General features: G+C 59.9%; 11 protein-coding genes and 1 pseudogene. 6 read left to right on the top strand and 6 right to left on the bottom strand.

All coding sequences use genetic code 11. The features are described from left to right. Positions 1-3: 3 nt before the first annotated feature. The 3 genes from CXR03_RS12340 (at position 4) to CXR03_RS18170 (ending at position 5,225) form a co-directional block, all read left to right on the top strand. Positions 4-2,961: a CDP-glycerol glycerophosphotransferase family protein gene (locus CXR03_RS12340; RefSeq protein ID WP_146070504.1), complete on the top strand. Its 2,958-nt coding sequence runs from the start codon at positions 4-6 to the stop codon at positions 2,959-2,961. A gap of 347 nt (positions 2,962-3,308) precedes the next feature. Continuing rightward, complete coding sequence (locus tag CXR03_RS12335) at positions 3,309-4,013, top strand: NTP transferase domain-containing protein (RefSeq protein ID WP_104103994.1); 705 nt, start codon at positions 3,309-3,311, stop codon at positions 4,011-4,013. Between the two features lie 87 nt (positions 4,014-4,100). Further along, a complete protein-coding gene (locus CXR03_RS18170; protein WP_146070503.1) occupies positions 4,101-5,225 on the top strand; it encodes a hypothetical protein in 1,125 nt (374 codons plus the stop codon). A gap of 550 nt (positions 5,226-5,775) precedes the next feature. Here CXR03_RS18170 and CXR03_RS12325 read toward each other — a convergent pair. The 4 genes and pseudogenes from CXR03_RS12325 to CXR03_RS12305 form a co-directional block, all read right to left on the bottom strand. Beyond that, positions 5,776-6,311, bottom strand: a pseudogene (locus CXR03_RS12325) (integrase core domain-containing protein); the annotation flags it as partial. An 804-nt stretch (positions 6,312-7,115) separates the two neighbouring features. Beyond that, positions 7,116-10,955: a CDP-glycerol glycerophosphotransferase family protein gene (locus tag CXR03_RS12315; protein ID WP_104103991.1), complete on the bottom strand. Its 3,840-nt coding sequence runs from the start codon at positions 10,953-10,955 to the stop codon at positions 7,116-7,118. Positions 10,956-11,045: 90 nt separating this feature from the next. Continuing rightward, complete coding sequence (gene wecB, locus CXR03_RS12310; protein ID WP_104103990.1) at positions 11,046-12,164, bottom strand: non-hydrolyzing UDP-N-acetylglucosamine 2-epimerase; 1,119 nt, start codon at positions 12,162-12,164, stop codon at positions 11,046-11,048. Between the two features lie 122 nt (positions 12,165-12,286). After that, positions 12,287-12,535, bottom strand: a complete 249-nt coding sequence (locus CXR03_RS12305; protein WP_104103989.1) for a hypothetical protein — start codon at positions 12,533-12,535, stop codon at positions 12,287-12,289. 174 nt (positions 12,536-12,709) lie between these two features. Between CXR03_RS12305 and CXR03_RS12300 the strand changes: the two genes are divergently transcribed. The 3 genes from CXR03_RS12300 to rsmD all read left to right on the top strand — a co-directional run bounded on the left by CXR03_RS12300 (position 12,710) and on the right by rsmD (position 16,592). Then, positions 12,710-13,681: a DAK2 domain-containing protein gene (locus CXR03_RS12300; protein ID WP_104104133.1), complete on the top strand. Its 972-nt coding sequence runs from the start codon at positions 12,710-12,712 to the stop codon at positions 13,679-13,681. Then, positions 13,671-15,890: an ATP-dependent DNA helicase RecG gene (gene recG / locus CXR03_RS12295; protein WP_104103988.1), complete on the top strand. Its 2,220-nt coding sequence runs from the start codon at positions 13,671-13,673 to the stop codon at positions 15,888-15,890. Before CXR03_RS12300 ends, recG begins: the two co-directional genes overlap by 11 nt. A gap of 72 nt (positions 15,891-15,962) precedes the next feature. Beyond that, the gene (rsmD, locus tag CXR03_RS12290; RefSeq protein ID WP_104103987.1) at positions 15,963-16,592 is read left to right on the top strand and encodes a 16S rRNA (guanine(966)-N(2))-methyltransferase RsmD; all 630 of its coding nucleotides are present in this window, start codon (positions 15,963-15,965) and stop codon (positions 16,590-16,592) included. Here rsmD and CXR03_RS12285 read toward each other — a convergent pair. Together CXR03_RS12285 and CXR03_RS12280 are read right to left on the bottom strand one after the other, a co-directional pair. Next, a complete protein-coding gene (locus CXR03_RS12285; protein ID WP_104103986.1) occupies positions 16,589-17,392 on the bottom strand; it encodes a spermidine synthase in 804 nt (267 codons plus the stop codon). The two genes, rsmD and CXR03_RS12285, sit on opposite strands and share 4 nt — an antisense overlap. Next, positions 17,392-18,636, bottom strand: a complete 1,245-nt coding sequence (locus tag CXR03_RS12280) for an aminotransferase class I/II-fold pyridoxal phosphate-dependent enzyme (protein WP_104103985.1) — start codon at positions 18,634-18,636, stop codon at positions 17,392-17,394. Before CXR03_RS12280 ends, CXR03_RS12285 begins: the two co-directional genes overlap by 1 nt. Positions 18,637-18,671 lie beyond the last annotated feature (35 nt).

Genomic DNA, 18,671 nt, shown 5'->3' with positions numbered 1-18,671 from the left:
GGCGTGAAGCAGCTGAGAGAAAGAGCCGACCCGGATCCCGCGTCCCGGCAGCCGGCGGAAGCGGCAGATTGCCTGGCGCCGGAGCTGCCGCCCGCACCCGTGCCGGAAGCAGATTCGGCCGTACTGCGTGAATGGCTGGCACAGGTGTCATCTGCCGCCGCCGTCGTACTCGCTGATGCTCACGAAGCAGCGGCGGAGCACTGGCACCGGCAGCGGCTGGGGGAACTCAATGCCCACCTGGATTATTTGCAGCACTGCGGACCGGAGCGGTTCGAAGTTCTTCAGGAGTTTGTTGCCGGCGTGCTGCCGGCTCCGGCCGGGCGTCAAGCCCTGTATGCATTGCCCGGCGTTCATCAACGGATGCTGCTCTGGCTGACGGCACACAATCGCCGCAGCGATGTCTTGCTGGTCCTGGCGGATTTGCAGGACAACGGCCACGGCTACCGCCTTTCCACAACGCGCCACACCGAAACCATCAATGACCTGAGAGCGGAGCCGTCATACCTGCCGATGCTCAGCAACCCTGTTGACCCGGCGCTGCTCCGCTTGACCATGGCGGACCTGCCGCTGGCAACCCGGCTGACGGGATTCGCCTGGACCGAAGACGGGATGCTTAAGCTCCGTGGATGGGCCTACCTTCCCGGAATCGACCCGGCAGAGTGCACCTTGGAGGTCAGGCTTCAACAAGCCGGTTCCACTAACAGCTCCGCGCTCGCGGTGATCCGGGGGGAGGACCCCCGGATCGACGGTGTTGCGGCCGACCGCTGGATGTCCTACGCGGGAGCCGCTTTCACCGCGACGGTGGATCCGCGAGAACTGCCGGAGCTGGGGCTGCAATCCCGCGGCGTCGGGGAGTGGGCGCTGGAAGTGACCATGCGGTTCGGTGAGATTTCCGTGTCCGGGCTGGTCCGGAGCAGGGACGCGGACACGGTGCCGCGACGTCTGCCGGTGGGCCCGCTGGTGAATGAGCGCACGCGCATCATTGGGCTGATGGACGGTACTGAAGGCCTCAGGCTCAAGCGGGTTCGTTATTCCTGCGCCGCCACCCTTGAACTGGCCGGGACCACTGTGACCGTCAGCTTCGACCCCGAACGCGGGATCACGCCGTCGGCATTGCATCTTGAGGTGCAGGGAGGGCCTTCGTTGGAACTCCAAGCAACGGATACTTCCGGCACTTCGTTTGAAGTTGACATGAGTTCCGTCGGTTCCACTGCCGGTGGACAGGAGAAACGCTGGACCGTCACGGCCGTCCTGCCTAACGGCAGAACGGAACCGGTGGGCTGGGCAGGTTCAGGCGCCGAGCTGACCGCGGCTTCGGATCCCGCTGCCGCGCTGCGCGCCGAGTGCACCGGTTACGGATACCTACAGATTGTGCTCCGGCCCGTCCGCGTGACGCTGAGCAGCGCGGAGGTCGGCCGAGACGGTGCCACGCTGGTCTTAGAAGGACGGCTCAGCAGGACGGGGGGAATCCCTAGCCCTGCGCTGCCGGAAGTGTTGCTCAGAACGGCACGCAATGAGGTCCGGCCACTTTCCACTGCGTGGTTGGACGGCGAGGGTCACCGTTTCCGCACAGAGTTCCCCCTGACTCAGGACAAGTGGGGACTGGGAGACGGTGCTTTGGAGTCGGGCCATTACCGGGTGCTTTGTGCCGTGGCGGAGGACTCCGGACGGGACGGACATGTCCGGGTGCAGGCTATGGGACAACTGCGCGCCCAGCTACCACTTGGAGCCCGGCGGGAGCTGGCGGACTTGGAACTGGTGGGGGAGGGGAACGACGAGGATTTGGTGCTGCGGGTCTCGGCTCCGCGCGTTCCGGGTGACCGCAGCGCCCTGGGCCGTGGTCGGCTGATCGCTAGTTATTGCCAGTCCACGGAGACGGTGGATCCTGCCACCGTGCTCTTTGAGACCTTTGACGGCAAGTCCTGCTCGGACAGCGGCCGCGCCATCAGTGACGTCCTGGGCTCCAGTCGACCTGATCTGCGGCGCTACTGGACGGTGGCCGACTTTTCCGTCCCGGTCCCGGAGAACTGCACGCCGGTGCTGCGGGAAAGCCGGGAATGGTTCCGCCTGCTCGCCACTGCCGGCTACCTGGTCAACAACAACAACTTTCCGCACTATTTCCGCAAGCGTCCGGAACAGTTCTATCTGCAGACCTGGCACGGGACACCCCTCAAGCGCGTTGGGTTCGATACCCCCATCGCCGGAACAACAGCCTCCTACCGTGCCCTGCTCCAGCGGGAAGCAAAGGTCTGGGATATGTTGCTCGCGCAGAATGAATTCGCTGCGTACACGTTGGCGGCTGCTTTCGGTTACCGCGGCCGTACCGCCGTTCTCGGGTATCCGCGCAATGACACTCTGGCAGATGTATCAGCACCCTTGCGCCGGGAGGAAGTACGAGAGCGTCTGGGAATTGCTGCGGAGCAGAAGGTGCTCCTCTATATGCCCACATGGCGGGACAGCGCCTCCACGACGGATCCGTATTTGGATTTCAAAATGGCGGAGACACGTCTGGGCGCGGACTATGTGCTGCTGTATCGCGGACACCATAAGATTGCCGGCCGGCGGAAGACCACCGGACAGAGGCTCTACCTCGACGTGACCACGTACCCGCAGGTGAACGACCTTTATCTGGCGGCTGACCTCCTGGTAACTGACTATTCGTCCGCCATGTTCGATTTCTCCGTGACCGGCAAACCGATGTACTTTCTGGCGCCGGACCTTACCCACTACCGGGACGCGGAAAGGGGTTTTTACTGTGATTTCGCGGAACAGTCACCCGGACCTATAACAGACAGCACCGCCGAGTTGATGACAGCAATCCTTTCCGATGGAGCACGCTCAGAGCATTATTCCCTCCGGTACAAGGAATTTGTCGCCCGTTACGCGTCGGCCGATGACGGCGCTGCTGCTGCCAGAGTTGTTCACGATGTTTGGACTCCAGAAACGCATCTGCGGGGATAACCAACTGTAGGCTGACAAACAACGCAGGGCTCCACTCATCACAACAGGCAATTGGGAACGCATGCATGCGTTGCGCCCAAAAAGTGAAGACCCGGGGAGTGAGCACGCACCGCTCGAATAGATCAGTACGCTTGCACCCTGGCTGTCAAAGGTTATGCTGCGACATGACTCTACGGTGCCGTCCTTGATTTGTGGTGCAGGAGAAGAATTCGTCTTTTGTTCCTCCACGCGTACCCTAGGACAAGGAATAAACGATATTGCATCACTAGGGTCGTGCGGCAGGCAAGCCGTATGTACTTATGGGGATATTCCTCTCAAGACACTTCTTCCGAGGGCAGGACGACGCTATGACAGTACAAGCCGTAATACTCGCAGCAGGGATGGGGACCCGTCTGGCTCGACCACATCCTAAATCTCTGACTGAGCTCGACGACGGCCGGACCATCCTGACGCAGCAGGTGGAAAATCTTCGAGCTGCATTCGGTGATGAGCTTCGGCTGACTATCGTAGTGGGCTACAAACTCGAGCAAATTATGGAACATATGCCGGACGCATGCTTCGTCTACAACGAAGCATTTGATCTAACCAACACGTCTAAAAGTCTACTTAAGGCCCTGAATAGTTCATTTGACGGCGGCGTGCTATGGATGAATGGAGACGTCGTTTTTGATCCGCAGATGCTTGAGTATCTAAAAGAGCACATCGTAAGTGATGATTCGTTTGTGGCGGTGGATACTTCATCCGTTTCGGAAGAGGAAATCAAATACACCTTGGACTCGTCAGGATTTGTCAAAGAGCTTTCTAAAACAGTTCGCGGTGGCCTCGGAGAAGCTGTGGGCATCAACTACGTCTCTTCAGGCCATAAGAAAGCACTGATAGCGCGTCTTGAACAGGTTGATGATCAAGACTATTTTGAGCGGGGAATGGAACTAGCCATCGCTCAAGACGGAGTTGAAATCATGCCAGTCGACATAAGCGCGTTTTATGCAGTCGAGGTGGACTTTGCCGAAGATCTGGAGCGAGCTAATATGCAGTTGCCGAAGAGAGTGTGACATTAATCTTCCCATTGGAATGTGAGCTGCTCTTCCGGCACTGTTATCGGGAGAAAAGTCTGAGATTGTCTGTCAGTTAGGATGCGAGTGGAAAATATTACGAGAATGGTAGTGAATCCATCGCCGATTGTATTGCCGCGTCGGATTAGTGGCAGGATACCGCCTCGTCCTGCGAATCAACGCCAAGAGGGCTATGAAGACCTTTTTGATGACCGAACTTTGTTTTATGACGCGGTTTGTACGGACTCCGGAGTGGAACTGATCGGACCACCTCTGCTGAACCTCGAGGCACTAGTCAATGATAGTCTTTTCCTATCGGACAGGCGTCCAGCAGACGTCAGTATTCATTCTTTGAATCGCACGTCGATAACAAAATTACATTACGACACTGCCCCCCAAGGGGTGGTAAATATGATTTCATCAAGTTTGATTGTATCGCTCAATCTGAGTCGAAATTTGCAAGACCTTTTTCGAGATTGCAATGTCTTAGTTACAAAATCTAAAAATAACCGGCTTGAGTGGATATCTGATTGGGTCAAATTTCATGTAACAGAACAGAATGTAAATGCAGTACTCATTTATGATAATGGATCCACTGCGTACGGACCAGAAGACGTCCTGGACGCTATATCAATGCACGGGGTAAAGACCGCAGTCGTTGTTCGCTGGCCCTTCAAATTTGGCCCCCAAGGCGGCAATTGGAATGGGTTGAAAAATGCGCCTTGGGATTCAGATTACTGCGAATATGGAATTATGGAGCACGCTCGGCGAAGGTTCCTTGAAAGTGCGCGGGGTGTCCTGAACGCGGACGTTGATGAATTGGTTATGACTAAGGGAGACGGAACAGTATTTGACGCAGCCCTTGCTTCCCGAACGGGGGCCGTCTACTATACGGGTCGCTGGATCGAAACGGCTGGACAAACAGGAACGTCGGAATCGTTCGCTGACTATACGTATTATGATACTCGCCGTCCTCCTACCACGCCCAAATGGACCATAGCACCGCAAAAAATGTCTCGCGCCATCCAATGGAAGACCCATGCGGTTGTTGGTATAAAGATGGAAGAGTGCAAAGCAACAATGCACCGCCATTTTATGGGAATTAGCTCGGACTGGAAATGGCAACGCACCAAGCAGAAACCGGTGACATCACACCATCAGGTAGATATTGACCTTAGAAGGTCTATGGAGCGCGCGTTTTATACCGAATAGCCTGCGTGTGCTGAATTATGAACTGATGTCCGGTGGTCCCAACGGACTAGTGTGCTGTCTGTACACGGATCAATAGGAGGCCGGGATAATCCACTATCAGAGTGATGATACCTTCCATCTGGTCCATGGCCATCGAGTGTCCGGGTCTGTTGTGGGAATTGGGCCGGATAAGCCTCATCGCCCATCCGGATAGCACGTGAAGAAACTCGCCAAGTTGAATCCTGTGGCATGTCCGGATGGCGAACAGCTCTCTCGGAGTATCCGGCGTGGGTCGGGAACTGATTACATCCCTGGCCAGGGTGCCGTCGGTAGGCAGGAACAGCATCTTTGTTTCGGCCAGGCATTGCCCAGGTCCCTGTCATCACTGCGTATGCGCTGCCGAAAAGGCTGTGCTCCCGGGGCTCGGTAACTGTCCGGTTCGTCAGCGAGATCAGATGAAATCGACCGACCGCGCCTGCGGTGCGGTGCAACCATATCCTCGATGCCTTCCGAATTACTGGCCCTTCAACCTTTAGCGAGGTTGTTTGGGTCCTCGTTAGCAGTCCAGTGCTTATGCGACAGCTAATTGGTTTTCCGTGCGCCCAGTCTTCCCAGTACCGCTTCGGCGTCATACCGCCCAGGGATCGCTGGGGACGTTCATGATTGTAGATAGCTTTCTAATTCTGGGCGAAATACTCTGCTTCAGTGACGGTGTCGATGGTCTCCGAGGCGAGCTGCTCTCTTCGGAACTGGGCGTTGAAGGATTCTATAAACCCGTTCTGCAACGATAAACGCCCAGTCCACCCCGGCAGCGGCACACCGTCAATGAGCGAGCCGGCGGTAAACTCAGGCCCGATGTCGCACCGGACATAGGTCGGTTCGATGCCGGTCTCGGCGATCGCGTTCAGGGCCACGCCAGCACAGAGGAGTTGGGTGCGCAGGTGCCAGCGGGGTTTCCGCCACTCCCACGTCGGATGCTTCAATGCCACCGCACGCAGAGCTGCCCGCAGCTCGGCCTCCTCGAGACCCATGACGGTTTCTTCTTCCGTGAGGCTGATCGGTTCTGGCCCAGAACCGTGCAGCCAGGCGCTCGGACGCCCCGAACTGCGCGGATCCACCTCGTAGACGAGTACGATCCGGACCGAAACGTAATCCCCCAGCTCGGGACGTGTTCGTCCATCGAATGCAGCAGACCTCATGTCTCATGGATTCACCGGTCCGAGAAGTCCCACTGGGGATGTGCCCTGGCCAAGCACGCCTGCCAGCATCGGGTCCGGGCCCACTACGCCCGCATGTCGGACCTTGAGGAAGCCTTGCGGTTGGTGAAGGACAAGCCACATGAACAAACTAAATTTCTGACCAAGTACGCGGCCTACACCCTGCTCGTGGTCGAGAATGGCTTCTCGCCACGCCCGACAAGGGCAGGGGCAGCATGCTGCTGGAACTGAGCGAGCGCTGGTACGACACGGCTTGGAGATTGCTCTTCACCTATTGCTCCAAGAAAGACTGGCACCAGCTATTCGCGACTCCTGTGTGAATGCCAATGCGATCATGGACCGCACGGAGCACAGCGCGATCTGCGTCGATACCAGGAATACCTCCATGAAGCAATATGGGAGCGTCGGTGGGAGCCGGCGGCCTCTTCGACCTCGGTCCTTGGCCCCCACCGGCAATCTCAATGGCATTGAAGGCGATAGCAGGTGGCTTCCAAACCAGTATCCTCGGCCGCGCTCGTGGTCATCGGGGTTCAATCCGTATCTTGGCCTTCGTGACCAAGTACTGTAAACAGCGCACGGACCGGAACAGGCGATCCTATTGCAATGGGACTTGCAATCCCGAATTTCTTGCTATCCCGATTCCAACCACTGCACAGCTCCTAATGCTGCCGGCCTCTGCAATGGAGTGTGCCGTCTAAGCATTTGCGTCTGCCGGCTGTGCTTCCATCAAGGTAGTCAGAAGGAATTGAGATTTTGCGTCTACAGTGTAGGCCGCGGAATCAAACAAATCCTGAGGTACAGAGCCGTTGTGCAGGGCACTCAGACCGTGAAGCAGACCCTCTTCGGAATTGTCGACGATGAGGCCGTAGCGATTTTGCAAGACGTCTCTGGGCCCAGGCATATCAGTACAAATAATGGGCCGTCGTAAGATCATCGCTTCAAACAGCACCATAGGCTGCCCCTCGTGCAGAGAGCTCAATACAAACGCAGAGGCGCTGGAAAGTGCGGGATAGGGGTTTAATCGCTGGCCAGCCAGCATTATGTAGTCTTCAGCTCCTGAACTCGTAATCTGATGCCTAAGGTTATCCCGGAGGGGCCCATCTCCGATTATTATTAGATTGCTGTCCGGATGATCATTGTGGTAGGCAATAAATGCTCTAATGAGCTTGGCATGATCCTTCTCGGGAGAGAGGCGTCCAATTGCCAGGATGTTATGTTCCGTGCGAGAGAACCAGGCTGCGATATCTGCATCAACGGAATCCTTTGCTTTGCTCAGGACGGTTTTGGCATCAATTTGATTGTTGCAATATACGAATCTGCTGGCGTCGATTCCAAAACCGGTACCGAGGTATGCGGCGTTTTTGTTACTGAGGCTTTCCGAGACCGAGATCATGTTCTCGAAATAGTCATATAGCTTAAAGATTGCTTCCAAGTTGGGGAATTTCATTTTCCATTCATTAAACATATCGTTATGAAGATATATCGAATGAGTCGTGTCCGCTGTTCCACCAGAAGCCATCAATGATGCCCAAAAGGGGGAGTATCCGTCGAATTCTATGATGGAATCGAAGGTGGCAGGACCGAATATGCGATAGAACTCCCGTTTCATCGCGCCCATATAGATTTTCCACTGTTCAGCAGAGGCCAGGGAATGCTGCTGCGTAAACTTATCCTGCAGCCAGCGCTCCTCTGGGCGGAGGGATTGCTGTCCTATGCGTCCGACGAGTTGCACATCGGTAGGCAATAGGTCCAGCTGAGAGAGTCGTCCCTGATCTTTGTTCAGTACGTGAGGCTCAACAACCAATACTTTACGAACGTCACTGTTTGGAAGGCTTCGCGCGAGGTTGCGAAATGATGTAGCGATGCCGTTTGGAATAAGGCTGTGATGGAACAGAGCTACGGGCACTTCGTCGGCGGCATCGTCGATGTCTACTTCGTCATTGAAAAAGAAGTCGGTGACTCTTGCCGCCGCGCGGCCGTCTTCGAAGGGGGCAAATTTTTTAACAGCGGCTACGTACTCCTCTCGAGGTCCTGCGGTGGATCCTGACACTGCAGATTCGAGGATTGACGCAAGCTCGCTTCGTTCACGGCAGAAATCGCCCGGCATCTCAGATTCGTCTAGGTACAATCCGCGTTGTTCGCTATATTCGTCGAAGTCGTATGTGTAGTAGACGATGGGACGTTTGGTCGGCATAAAGTCGAAGGCAATGCTTGAATAGTCAGTGACCAGGACGTCAACGGCAGCCAGAAGGTCGCTCGTATCGATATCTGCAGGGACTATTGTTACCCCGAGATCCAGGCCCGCGAGGAGCTTTTCTGTGAGGCGGTGCGCACGGAATATCAAGTGGTGGCCCGAGCCGGCCATTGCCAGCAGATCGGCTTGAATGGCGGCGCTATCCAAAACGCGATCCGTTGTGGATCCTCTCCATGTTGGTGCATATAGCACGACGGGCCGATCGTCACTAAGGTCCAAACGGTTTCGTATCTCACTCCTCAGCGCGTCGCCGATGTTAATCATTCTGTCTAGGCGTGGCGAACCAGTGACACGAATTTTGCCTTTGAACAAGCCGGTAAGGTCATGTCGATCAATTATCGCCCAGGATGTGTGGTCATTTGGCGACATGATATGTGAGGAATGTAGAAAGTTGCGGGCAAGGTTGCTGTGTTCCATGGCCTCGCCCCGCATATCTTTGCCCAGCGTCTTGAAGGGCGTCCCATGCCAAGTGTTCAAGTAACGCTGTCCCTCTCTACGCATGAAGTAGGGAGGGAACGACACATTGTTGATCAAGTGCGATGCAGTTGCCAGCACCCGCAAGTAGAGGTCCGAGTGCGGGGTAGCGAAGAACACGTTGCTGCGGCGGCGCACATCTTCGGGGACGACCGAGGGATCGTTCACAGCCCACACATGGCGATAGCCGCTGAACTCGGGTAGATCAACAAGGTGGCGGAATATGGCCAGAGGGTGACAGCCGACGGTTGACCCGTGGTTGCTTTCCCAAAGGATAGTGCGCGGCCGTATATCTATTGACTCATAGTATTCAAGGTATTGCATCGAATGCTTCTGAGACTTGTTCTTCAAATATTTGGGAACGTCTATGCCGTCTGGGGTCATAAAGATACGAGATTGAATAAGGGTGTGGGCGGCAGCTTCAAATTGCCTGGATTGCGCCAGGGCATTTCCCCACAGATAGTAGAGCTGCGGATCATGACTATTAGATGTGAGGACTGCTCTCTCATAGCCGTCTGCTGCGGCATCCCAGTCATGTGCCGCCGCGAAAGCGTCCGCCGTGCGGCGATGGAATTCAGGGTTTTTTGCGAAGTCCCGGATTTGCAGCCTTCGTGTAGCGATCTGGATTTCGTAAGGGGTGGATTCAGCTTGGTCTGCCAAGTGTCCCTCGGTAGTCGGGAATCCGATCGGCGACGATCTTAGAAGGAAATCGCAAGCTTTCTCAAACTCCCCCATTTTTACGCAGGCAAAACCTGCGCGGTACCACCAGTAGTGATTTCCTGGCTGTTTGGACGCAGCATATTCGTATGCACTGGCCGCGTCACTCCACGCTCCCATGCGTTCATATGAAAATCCCAACTTATAGTGCCAGTATGGTTGGTCTTCATTGAGCGCGATTGCAGAAATATAGTTTTCGGCAGCCTGATCCCAGCGGAAGCACCGATCTTGGGCCAGCCCAGCACGGAAATGGAGTTCTGCATCCAAGGGGTGCTCATTTTTGCGCAGTTCATATGCGCTAGACGCCCTGTCCCAGTCGCCTTTTCCTTGGTAGTACGCACCGATGCCGAACCGGGCCTCAACTGAATCCGGATCAAGAGCTATACCGGCGCTAAAAGCTGCGCGAGCATCCTGCAAATCGCCCGCACGTTCCCACTGTTCGCCTTCCAAGAATAAATGCTTAGCATCGCCGGACTTGAGCTTGTTGGCGATTCGGTAGCTAGCAGCCGATTGCTGGTGGCGACTCAAAGCCGCATAGCTCGCTCCCATTCGAACGTGCCAGGCATGCTCCTCCTCATGGTGCGGGAGGCCGCGTTCAAGAGCCTGCGCTTCTTGCCAGCGTGGGCCCTTGGTTCGCAGATCAGCAGCAACCAGATCGTGGTAACGCGGGTTCGTGGGATCCCCATTTAGTGCCTCAAGGAGGTTGTCCATGGCGCGTTCTTTGTCACCCAAGGCTGAGTAACATTTAAATAGTCTGTAATGCCATGCAGGCTTGTGCGGATCGATGCCAAGGGCGGATTGATAGTGCTCGATGGAAAGTTCATGGCGCCCTTGTCGCTCCAACACGAATGCCAAGCGGTAGTGCCAGGCCGCATTCCCAGGCTCTAGGTCAATCGCACGCCTGAGGAATTGTTCCGCTTGGCCCAAATCGTTAGACCGAAACAGCGCATTACCAAGCTGGTAGTTTATGCGGGCATTGTCTATTTCTCCAGCCTTTAGCAATGATTTGTATATACGAACCGCTGCCGACCAATTCTGGCGCTTCTCGAATTCTCTAGCTGCCTTGAAAGGAGCCTGCCAACCAATCATTTTTCCCCTTTGCCCAACCGGCTTGGCGGTCAGGGTTTTAGTCCGTTTAAAGTTTGCGATTTGAAGGTGGATAGTTCGCCCCACCTGGCGTCACTTCAAGACGAGAATCTTCTGAATTGCGGCAACACTCCTGGCTGCGGCAGTCCCGTCCCCGTAGGGATTCATGGCCTCCGCCATCGAGTTGAAGTACTTCCCGTCGTGCAGCAGGAGGCCCACTTCGTTTACAATCTGGTCCTCGTCGGTGCCGATGAGTTTCACGACGCCGGCGTCCACAGCCTCCGGCCGCTCCGTGTTTTCGCGCATTACCAGCACGGGGACACCCAGGCTGGGCGCCTCTTCCTGAACCCCGCCGGAATCGGTCAGGATGATGTGTGACAGTGAGAGCAACCGGGTGAATTCGCCGTATTCGAGCGGCTCGGTGACCAGGACGTTGCCCAGACCGTCCACATGGGGGAGCACTGCTTCACGGACCAGCGGGTTGGCATGGATCGGCAGGACAATGCTCAGGTCGGGCTCGGCGCGGGCAATGCGTGCCAGAGCACGGCCAATGCCCTGCATGCCTTCGCCCTGGTTTTCCCTGCGGTGCGTGGTGACCAGCAAAACCCTGCGGCCGGACTCCGCAAGGTTTTCCAACTCCGGGTCCTTAAAGGGAACATTCTTTTCCACCGTAGCCAGCAGCGCATCGATGACGGTGTTTCCGGTAACCACGATGCTCGCCGGGTTGATGTTCTCCGCCAGCAGGTTTTGCCGGCTTCCCTCGGTGGGGGCCAGATGCAGCGAGGCAATCTGCGACGTGATTTTCCGGTTGCCTTCCTCCGGGAAGGGAGAAAAGGGATCGCCGCTGCGCAGGCCGGCCTCCACATGGACCACCGGAATGCCGTGGTAGAACGCTGCCATGGCCGCGGCGGTGGAGGTGGTGGTGTCGCCCTGGACAATGACGGCGTCCGGTCGGTTTACATTGAAGAGCTTTTCAAGCCCGTCGATGGTTCGGGCAAGGATGCCGTTGAGGGTCTGGCCGGGCTCAAAGATGTTCAGGTCATAGTCGGGTTCAATCCCAAACAGGTTGTTCACCTGGTCCAGCATTGAGCGGTGCTGGCCGGTCACGGTGACAAAGCAGTCCAGCACGTCAGATTTCTTCAGGGCGGCCACAATCGGCGCCATTTTGATGGCTTCCGGCCTGGTGCCATAAATTGGCATGACAACTGGCATAAATTCCCCACTTAGCTTGACAACAGCCCAATAGCTCGGCTCAGTCTAACCGAAACGCGATTGGGGGGAATAAGAAGTCGGATCCGGGGCAAATGGAGTACTTTGCGCCTCAGCCCACGCGCTTACCCGAAAAGGACCAGCAGGGTTATCAGCGTGGGAACGGAAAGGCACACCAGGGTTGTCAGCACCAGGGCAACCAGACGCTTCTTCCGGTACGCCCGGTCCTTCTCGGATTGGGGTGCGCGGCCGCCCGCAGGCGGGCGGGGCAGAGGATCGGTGCGCTTGCCCCGCTCTGTATCTGTCTGCGGTCCAAGGGGGGCGTCCCTCATATGTCTTGCCGCGGCAACGTCCGCGTACCGCTTGTTGGCCATCCCTCAACTTTCCCACATTTATGCAAATCGTTATCGGCGGCGCCAAGGCGGCTGCGGTAGAGTTCCTACTGACCAAACCGGCACGCAGGCAATGACGCCTGCGGTCCGGATCAGCGGCGCCAGCACGGAAACGGAATCACTTTGCAGACCAAAATCACCGCGAACGCACAAGCGCTGAAGCGATGGTTGAGCAACGCCGAAGTGTCTCTGGGCAATCACAGTGACCGGCTGAACGCGATCAACATCTTCCCGGTGGCCGACGGCGACACAGGCACCAACCTGTATCTCACGCTTCGCTCCGCTTCCCGCGCCATCGCCGACGTCGACACCGCCGACATCGGTGAACTGCTGGCCATCGCCGGACGCGCGGCCATGGAGGACGCCAAGGGCAACTCGGGCACCCTGCTCTCCGTGTTCCTGACCGCCATGGCTGAACCGCTGCAAGGCAGCACCCGGCTTTCTGCGCCGCTGCTGGCCACGGCTCTTCACCGTGCGCAGCTGCGCTCCTGGTCGGTCCTGAGCGATCCGGTTCCCGGCACCATGCTCTCGGTCCTGGAAGAAGCGGCCCGTGCCGCCATGGATGAGGAAGCCGCACAATCCGGCGATGACAGCAATGTGGGCCTGGCCGCCACCCTGCGCGCCGTCATGAATGCCGCCCTCGCCGCCGTCGTCAACACCGAACTCCAGCTGGACGCCCTGACCCAGGCACGTGTGGTGGATGCCGGGGGAGTCGGGTTCCTGCTTGTGCTGGACGCCCTGCGGGCGTCAGCTCTCGGCGAGGAGCTGCAGGAAGAGCTCTTGGACGGCCTGCACGGCTACGACGTGCAGGCCCCGCACATCCATAGCACCATGCCGCGGATGGAGGGGGTGGAAGTCATGTGCACCATCACGCTGAGCCCGCTGGACGCCGCGACGCTCCGCCTGCAGCTGGATGAGGTGGGGGATTCAGTGATCATGAGTGCAGTAAATGCGGTGGGGGAAGGGTACCGCTGGCGGGTGCACGTTCACACGCCCGACGCAGGCACCGCCATTGACCTGCTGCGCACCGTGGGTGAGCCCATGAATCTGACCGTCACGGAGCTGTCCGCCGACGGCCACGAAACCAAGGAAATCATCAGCGAAATCCACGAGGCCCATGAAGTCTAACGTTCCCCCGGAACTGGACTTCCCGCTCGAACGGCGCATAGGTAAGCCCTCCGCCACCAAGCTAGACAAACACCTGGGCCTGAAAACCGTTGGAGATCTGCTGCACCACTTTCCGCGGCGCTACCTGGAACGCGGAGAGCTGACGCCCATCGCGGAAATCCCCTTCGATGAGGACGTCACCCTCATTGCCAGGGTGCAGAGCGCCAACGCCCGGCGCATGCAGACCCGCAAGGGAACCCTCCTTGAAGTGGTGGTCACCGATGACGCCTCCGGAGCGCTGGGCCAGCTGCACCTGACCTTCTTCAACGGCTGGAACGCCCAGAAGGAACTCACCGTGGGAACCCGCGCCATGTTCTCCGGCAAGGTGGGCGTCTACAAGCAGCAGCTCACGTTGACCAACCCCAACTACGTGGTGCTTGATGACGAGGCCGACGACGAGGAAATGGCCAAGCGCCCCATCCCCGTCTACCCCGCCACCGCCAAGCTCAACAGCTGGGACATCAAGAAGGCGGTGGACCTGCTGCTGGACACCATGCAGACCGAACAGCTGCAGGATCCCATTCCCGAGCCCATCCGGAAGACGGAGCATCTGCTGGGCCTGGCCGAGGCTTACGAGAAGATTCACCGGCCCGCGGAAATTGGCGAGGCGTACAAAGCCCGCCACCGGTTCCGCTACCAGGAGGCCCTGGTGCTCCAGACGGCGCTGGCCCGCCGCCGCAGCTACGCAGCCCAGGAAGATGCCACCGCGCGTCCGCCAAAGCCCGGCCGGCTCCTGGACAAGTTCGACGCAGCCCTGCCGTTCACACTCACCGACGGCCAGTTCGCCGTCGGCCGTGAACTCGCCGAGGACCTGGCCCGCCCGCATCCGATGAACCGGCTGCTGCAGGGCGAGGTGGGTTCCGGCAAAACCCTGGTGGCCCTGCGTGCCATGCTTCAGGTGATCGACGCCGGGGGCCAGGCCGCTCTGCTGGCCCCCACCGAGGTCCTCGCCGCGCAGCACTATGAATCCATCACCAAGACCTTGGGCCCGCTGGGGCAGGGCGGCAGGCTGGGGAGCGACGACGACGCCACCCGGGTCACGCTGCTGACCGGATCCATGGACACCGGCGGACGCCGGGCTGCCCTGCTGGACGCCGCGAGCGGGGCCGCCGGTATTGTGATCGGCACCCATGCCCTGCTCTCCGAACACGTGCAGTTCGCGGACCTGGGACTCGTCGTCGTTGACGAACAGCACCGGTTCGGCGTCGAACAGCGGGACGTGCTGCGTACCAAGGGCCGCAGCACTCCGCACCTGCTGGTCATGACCGCCACCCCCATTCCACGGACCGTGGCCATGACCGTGTTCGGCGACCTGGAAGTCTCCACCCTGACCGAACTGCCGGCCGGCCGCGCGCCTATCTCCACCTTCATGGCGCCGCTGGCGGAAAAACCGGCCTGGGGCCGGCGCATCTGGGAGCGCGCCCGCGAGGAGATCGACGCCGGGCGGCAGGTGTACGTGGTGTGTCCCAAGATCGGGGACAAGGAAGAAGAACCGGGAGCCGACCTGACCCTGCTGGACTACGGCCCGCCCCCGGGAGGAAAAGCGAACAAACCGGATCTGGCTTCCGTCGCCGAAATGTATCAGCAGCTCTCGGAGGCGCCGGCGCTCGCAGGAGTGCGGATCGGAGTGCTGCACGGCCGGTTGGATCCCGTGGACAAGACCGAGACCATGGCGGCGTTCACCCGCGGCGACATTGATTTGCTGATCTCCACCACGGTCATCGAAGTGGGCGTGGACGTACACAACGCCTCCCTCATGGTGATCGTGGATGCCGACCGTTTCGGCATTTCCCAGCTGCATCAGCTGCGCGGCCGGGTGGGCCGCGGCGGCCTGCCCGGCACCTGCCTGCTGGTCACGAGGCTGGAACCCGGGCATCCCAGCCGGGAACGGCTGGAGGCAGTGGCATCCACCACCGACGGGTTTGAGCTCTCCCGGCGGGACCTGGAGCTGCGCCGTGAGGGAGACATCCTGGGCGCTTCGCAGTCCGGGGGACGTTCCACGCTGAAGCTGCTGCGCGCCATCCAGGATGAACCGCTGATTGAAAAGGCCCGAGCCTCCGCCACGGCCCTGGTGGCGGAGGATCCGGACCTGACGGAGCACCCGGCGCTGAACGAGGCGATTGAGGACTACCTGAACCCGGAGAAGGAAGCCTTCCTGGACCGCGGCTAAGACGTCCGTTACCCCCAGGCAGGGCAACTGCCAGTGTCCCCGCTCCGATTCAAAGCCCGATAAAGTGAACCCATGAGCCGCATCATTGCCGGAACCGCCGGCGGAACCTCCCTGACCAGCGTTCCCGGAACAGGAACCCGCCCAACCACGGACCGGGTGAAGGAAGCCCTGTTCTCCCGGCTGGAGTCCTATGACGTCCTCTCCGGCGCCCGCGTACTGGACCTCTTTGCCGGATCCGGAGCCCTCGGGGTGGAAAGCGCCAGCCGCGGCGCCGTCTCCGTGGACCTGGTGGAGCTGGCCGACAAGGCCGCGGGTACCTGCAAGCAGAACGCCAAGCTGATCAACGACGCCGCGGGCCGGTCCGTCGTCAACGTGCACCGCGCCAAGGCCGACACCTACCTGCTGCGCGTTCCCGCCGAGGTTACCTGGGACGTGGTGTTCCTGGATCCGCCCTATGACCTGGACGAAGAGGATCTGAACTCCGTGCTGCGGGCCCTGCCCCGGCACCTGGCCGAGGGCGCCGTCGTCGTGCTGGAACGCTCCACCCGCTCACCGGAGCCGGTGTGGCCCGCCGGCATGGAGCGCTTCAGCGAACGCAAGTACGGGGAGACCACGCTGTGGTTCGCAGAGCCGGCGCAGGCCGATGGTGCGCAGGCCGACGACCATGATGCCGAGGACGGACAGGCAGAGGGCGCTTCCTAGGAACCCGACGCGAAGACGTCCAGCCGTTCACCGGTGAGGACGTCGGCCGGATGCGGTCCCGCGGCGAGCAGCTGCACGGTCCAGTCCTCAGGCCAGGGGAAGGCCGTGGCGGCCAGGACAATGTTGCCCGGATAACGCCCGCTGAACATGGACTTCTCTGCCAGCGCAGCGAGTCCCGCGCCGGGAATCCCGGACATCCCCTCCTGCAGGGCGCGGACCTGCCGGCGGCAGAAAGCCAGCCCCGGATCGTCGCCCACATTCACCAGCAGCACCCCTGCCGGGGAGAGCAGGGCCGCGGCTTCGGCGTAAAACTCGGGCGTGGTCAGGTGCTCCGGTGCGTCGGCGCCGGCGAAGACGTCCAGCACGATGGCGTCGAAGGACCCCGGTTCCCAGCGGGGCAGGGCGTCCCGGGCATCTCCTATGACGGTCTCCAGCACGGTTCCCTCCGGCAGCGGCAGATGCGCCAGCACAAAGTCCAGCAGCTCCCGCTCCAGCTCCACGGCCACCTGCTCGGAACCGGGACGTGTGGCCTGGAGGTAGCGGGTGAGGGTCAGCGCGCCGGCACCCAAGTGCAGGGTCCGCAGCGGTTGCCCGGCGGGGGCGGCCAGGTCCAGCACGTTCCCGATCCGGCGTAGGTACTCGTAGAAGATCTCGTCGGGATGGGCGAGGTTCACGTGCGACTGCTCGGCGCCGCCGATGCTCAGCACCCAGGCGCCGGGGGTGAAGCCGTCTTCAGTAATGGTGGCGTGGGCGCCGATGCCGCGCAGCAGCCGGGACGGGGTCTTATCCGAAGCAGCCATCAGAGCACCTGACCCAGCTTCGAGATGCGCTCGGCGGCTTCCTGCAGCACCTCGGTTTTCTTGCAGAACGCGAACCGCAGCAGTGAGCTGGTCCGGCGGGCGCCGTCGTCGTGGCAGAACACCGCCACCGGGATGGCGCCCACCCCCACCAGCTCGGGCAGCCGGCGGGCCAGCGCGGTGGCATCGGTGATGCCCAGGGGTGCGACGTCGGCATTGACGAAGTAGGTGCCCTGCGGCTCAAAAACGGTCAGACCGGCGGCCCGCAGTCCCTCGCTGAGGACGTCGCGTTTGTTCTGCAGGGTCCTGGCGATGCCGGTGAAGAACTCATCCTCCATCCCCAGCCCCAGGGCAATGGCGCTTTGGAACGGAGTGCCGGAGCTGTAGCTGAGGAAGGACTTCACCGCGCGGACGGCGGCGACCAGGTCCGCGGGTCCGGACAGCCAGCCGATCTTCCAGCCGGTGAAGGAGAAGGTCTTGCCTGCCGAGGAAATCGTCAGGGTGCGCTCCGCCGCCCCGGGAAGGGTCGCCACCGGAACATGCCGGGGACCGAAGGTGAGGTGCTCGTACACCTCGTCGGTAACGATCACGGCGTTGTACTTGGCGGCAAGCTCCACGATCCGCTGCAGGGTTTCGGCGGGAAACACGGCGCCGGTGGGGTTGTGCGGATTGTTCACCAGCACCACGCGGGTGCGCTCGGTAAAAGAATCCTCCAGGGTTGCCAGGTCCGGCTGGAAGTCCGGAGCTCTCAGCGGTGCGGTGGTGTGGGTGGCTCCGCTGAGTCCGATCACCGCCCCGTAGGAGTCGTAGAACGGCTCGAAGGTCAGGACCTCGTCGCCCGGACCGGTGAGCGCGAGCAGGGCGGCGGCAATGGCTTCTGTGGCGCCGGTGCTGACAATGATCTGGGTGTCCGGATCCAGGGACAGGCCGTAGAAACGTTCCTGATGGGCGGCGACGGCGTTGCGCAGCACCGGCAGGCCCTGGCCCGGAGCGTACTGGTTGGCACCGGCGCTGATCGCCTCGCGGGCGGCTTCGCTGATGACCGAAGGTCCGTCCTCGTCCGGGAAGCCCTGGCCCAGGTTGATGGCGTTGTGCTTGCCGGACAGGACCGTGATCTCCTCGAAGATGGTCACTCCCAGGGCCCCGTCCGGACCGAGCAGATTGGCGCCGGCGGCGGTGCGCTGCCAGGGCGGGGTGCCGGAAGCCGAAGCGGAGCGGAGAAGACTGGTGCGGTCGAGAGAGCTCATGCCTACCAGTATTACCCGCACTACTGCCAAATTCG

Origin of the sequence: Arthrobacter sp. 08Y14, assembly GCF_002929455.1 — a bacterium.
Taxonomy (GTDB): Bacteria; Actinomycetota; Actinomycetes; order Actinomycetales; family Micrococcaceae; genus Arthrobacter_B; species Arthrobacter_B sunyaminii.
This window is presented reverse-complemented; position numbering and strand designations above follow the sequence as displayed.

Excerpts from the sequence above, each read along its gene's own strand:
- CXR03_RS12305 (WP_104103989.1), bottom strand. The coding sequence starts at position 12,535 with ATGGCCAACAAGCGGTACGCGGACGTTGCCGCGGCAAGACATATGAGG.
- rsmD (WP_104103987.1), top strand. The coding sequence starts at position 15,963 with ATGAGCCGCATCATTGCCGGAACCGCCGGCGGAACCTCCCTGACCAGC.
- wecB (WP_104103990.1), bottom strand. The coding sequence starts at position 12,164 with ATGCCAGTTGTCATGCCAATTTATGGCACCAGGCCGGAAGCCATCAAA.
- CXR03_RS12280 (WP_104103985.1), bottom strand. The coding sequence starts at position 18,636 with ATGAGCTCTCTCGACCGCACCAGTCTTCTCCGCTCCGCTTCGGCTTCC.
- CXR03_RS12335 (WP_104103994.1), top strand. The coding sequence starts at position 3,309 with ATGACAGTACAAGCCGTAATACTCGCAGCAGGGATGGGGACCCGTCTG.
- CXR03_RS12315 (WP_104103991.1), bottom strand. The coding sequence starts at position 10,955 with ATGATTGGTTGGCAGGCTCCTTTCAAGGCAGCTAGAGAATTCGAGAAG.
- CXR03_RS12285 (WP_104103986.1), bottom strand. The coding sequence starts at position 17,392 with ATGGCTGCTTCGGATAAGACCCCGTCCCGGCTGCTGCGCGGCATCGGC.
- recG (WP_104103988.1), top strand. The coding sequence starts at position 13,671 with ATGAAGTCTAACGTTCCCCCGGAACTGGACTTCCCGCTCGAACGGCGC.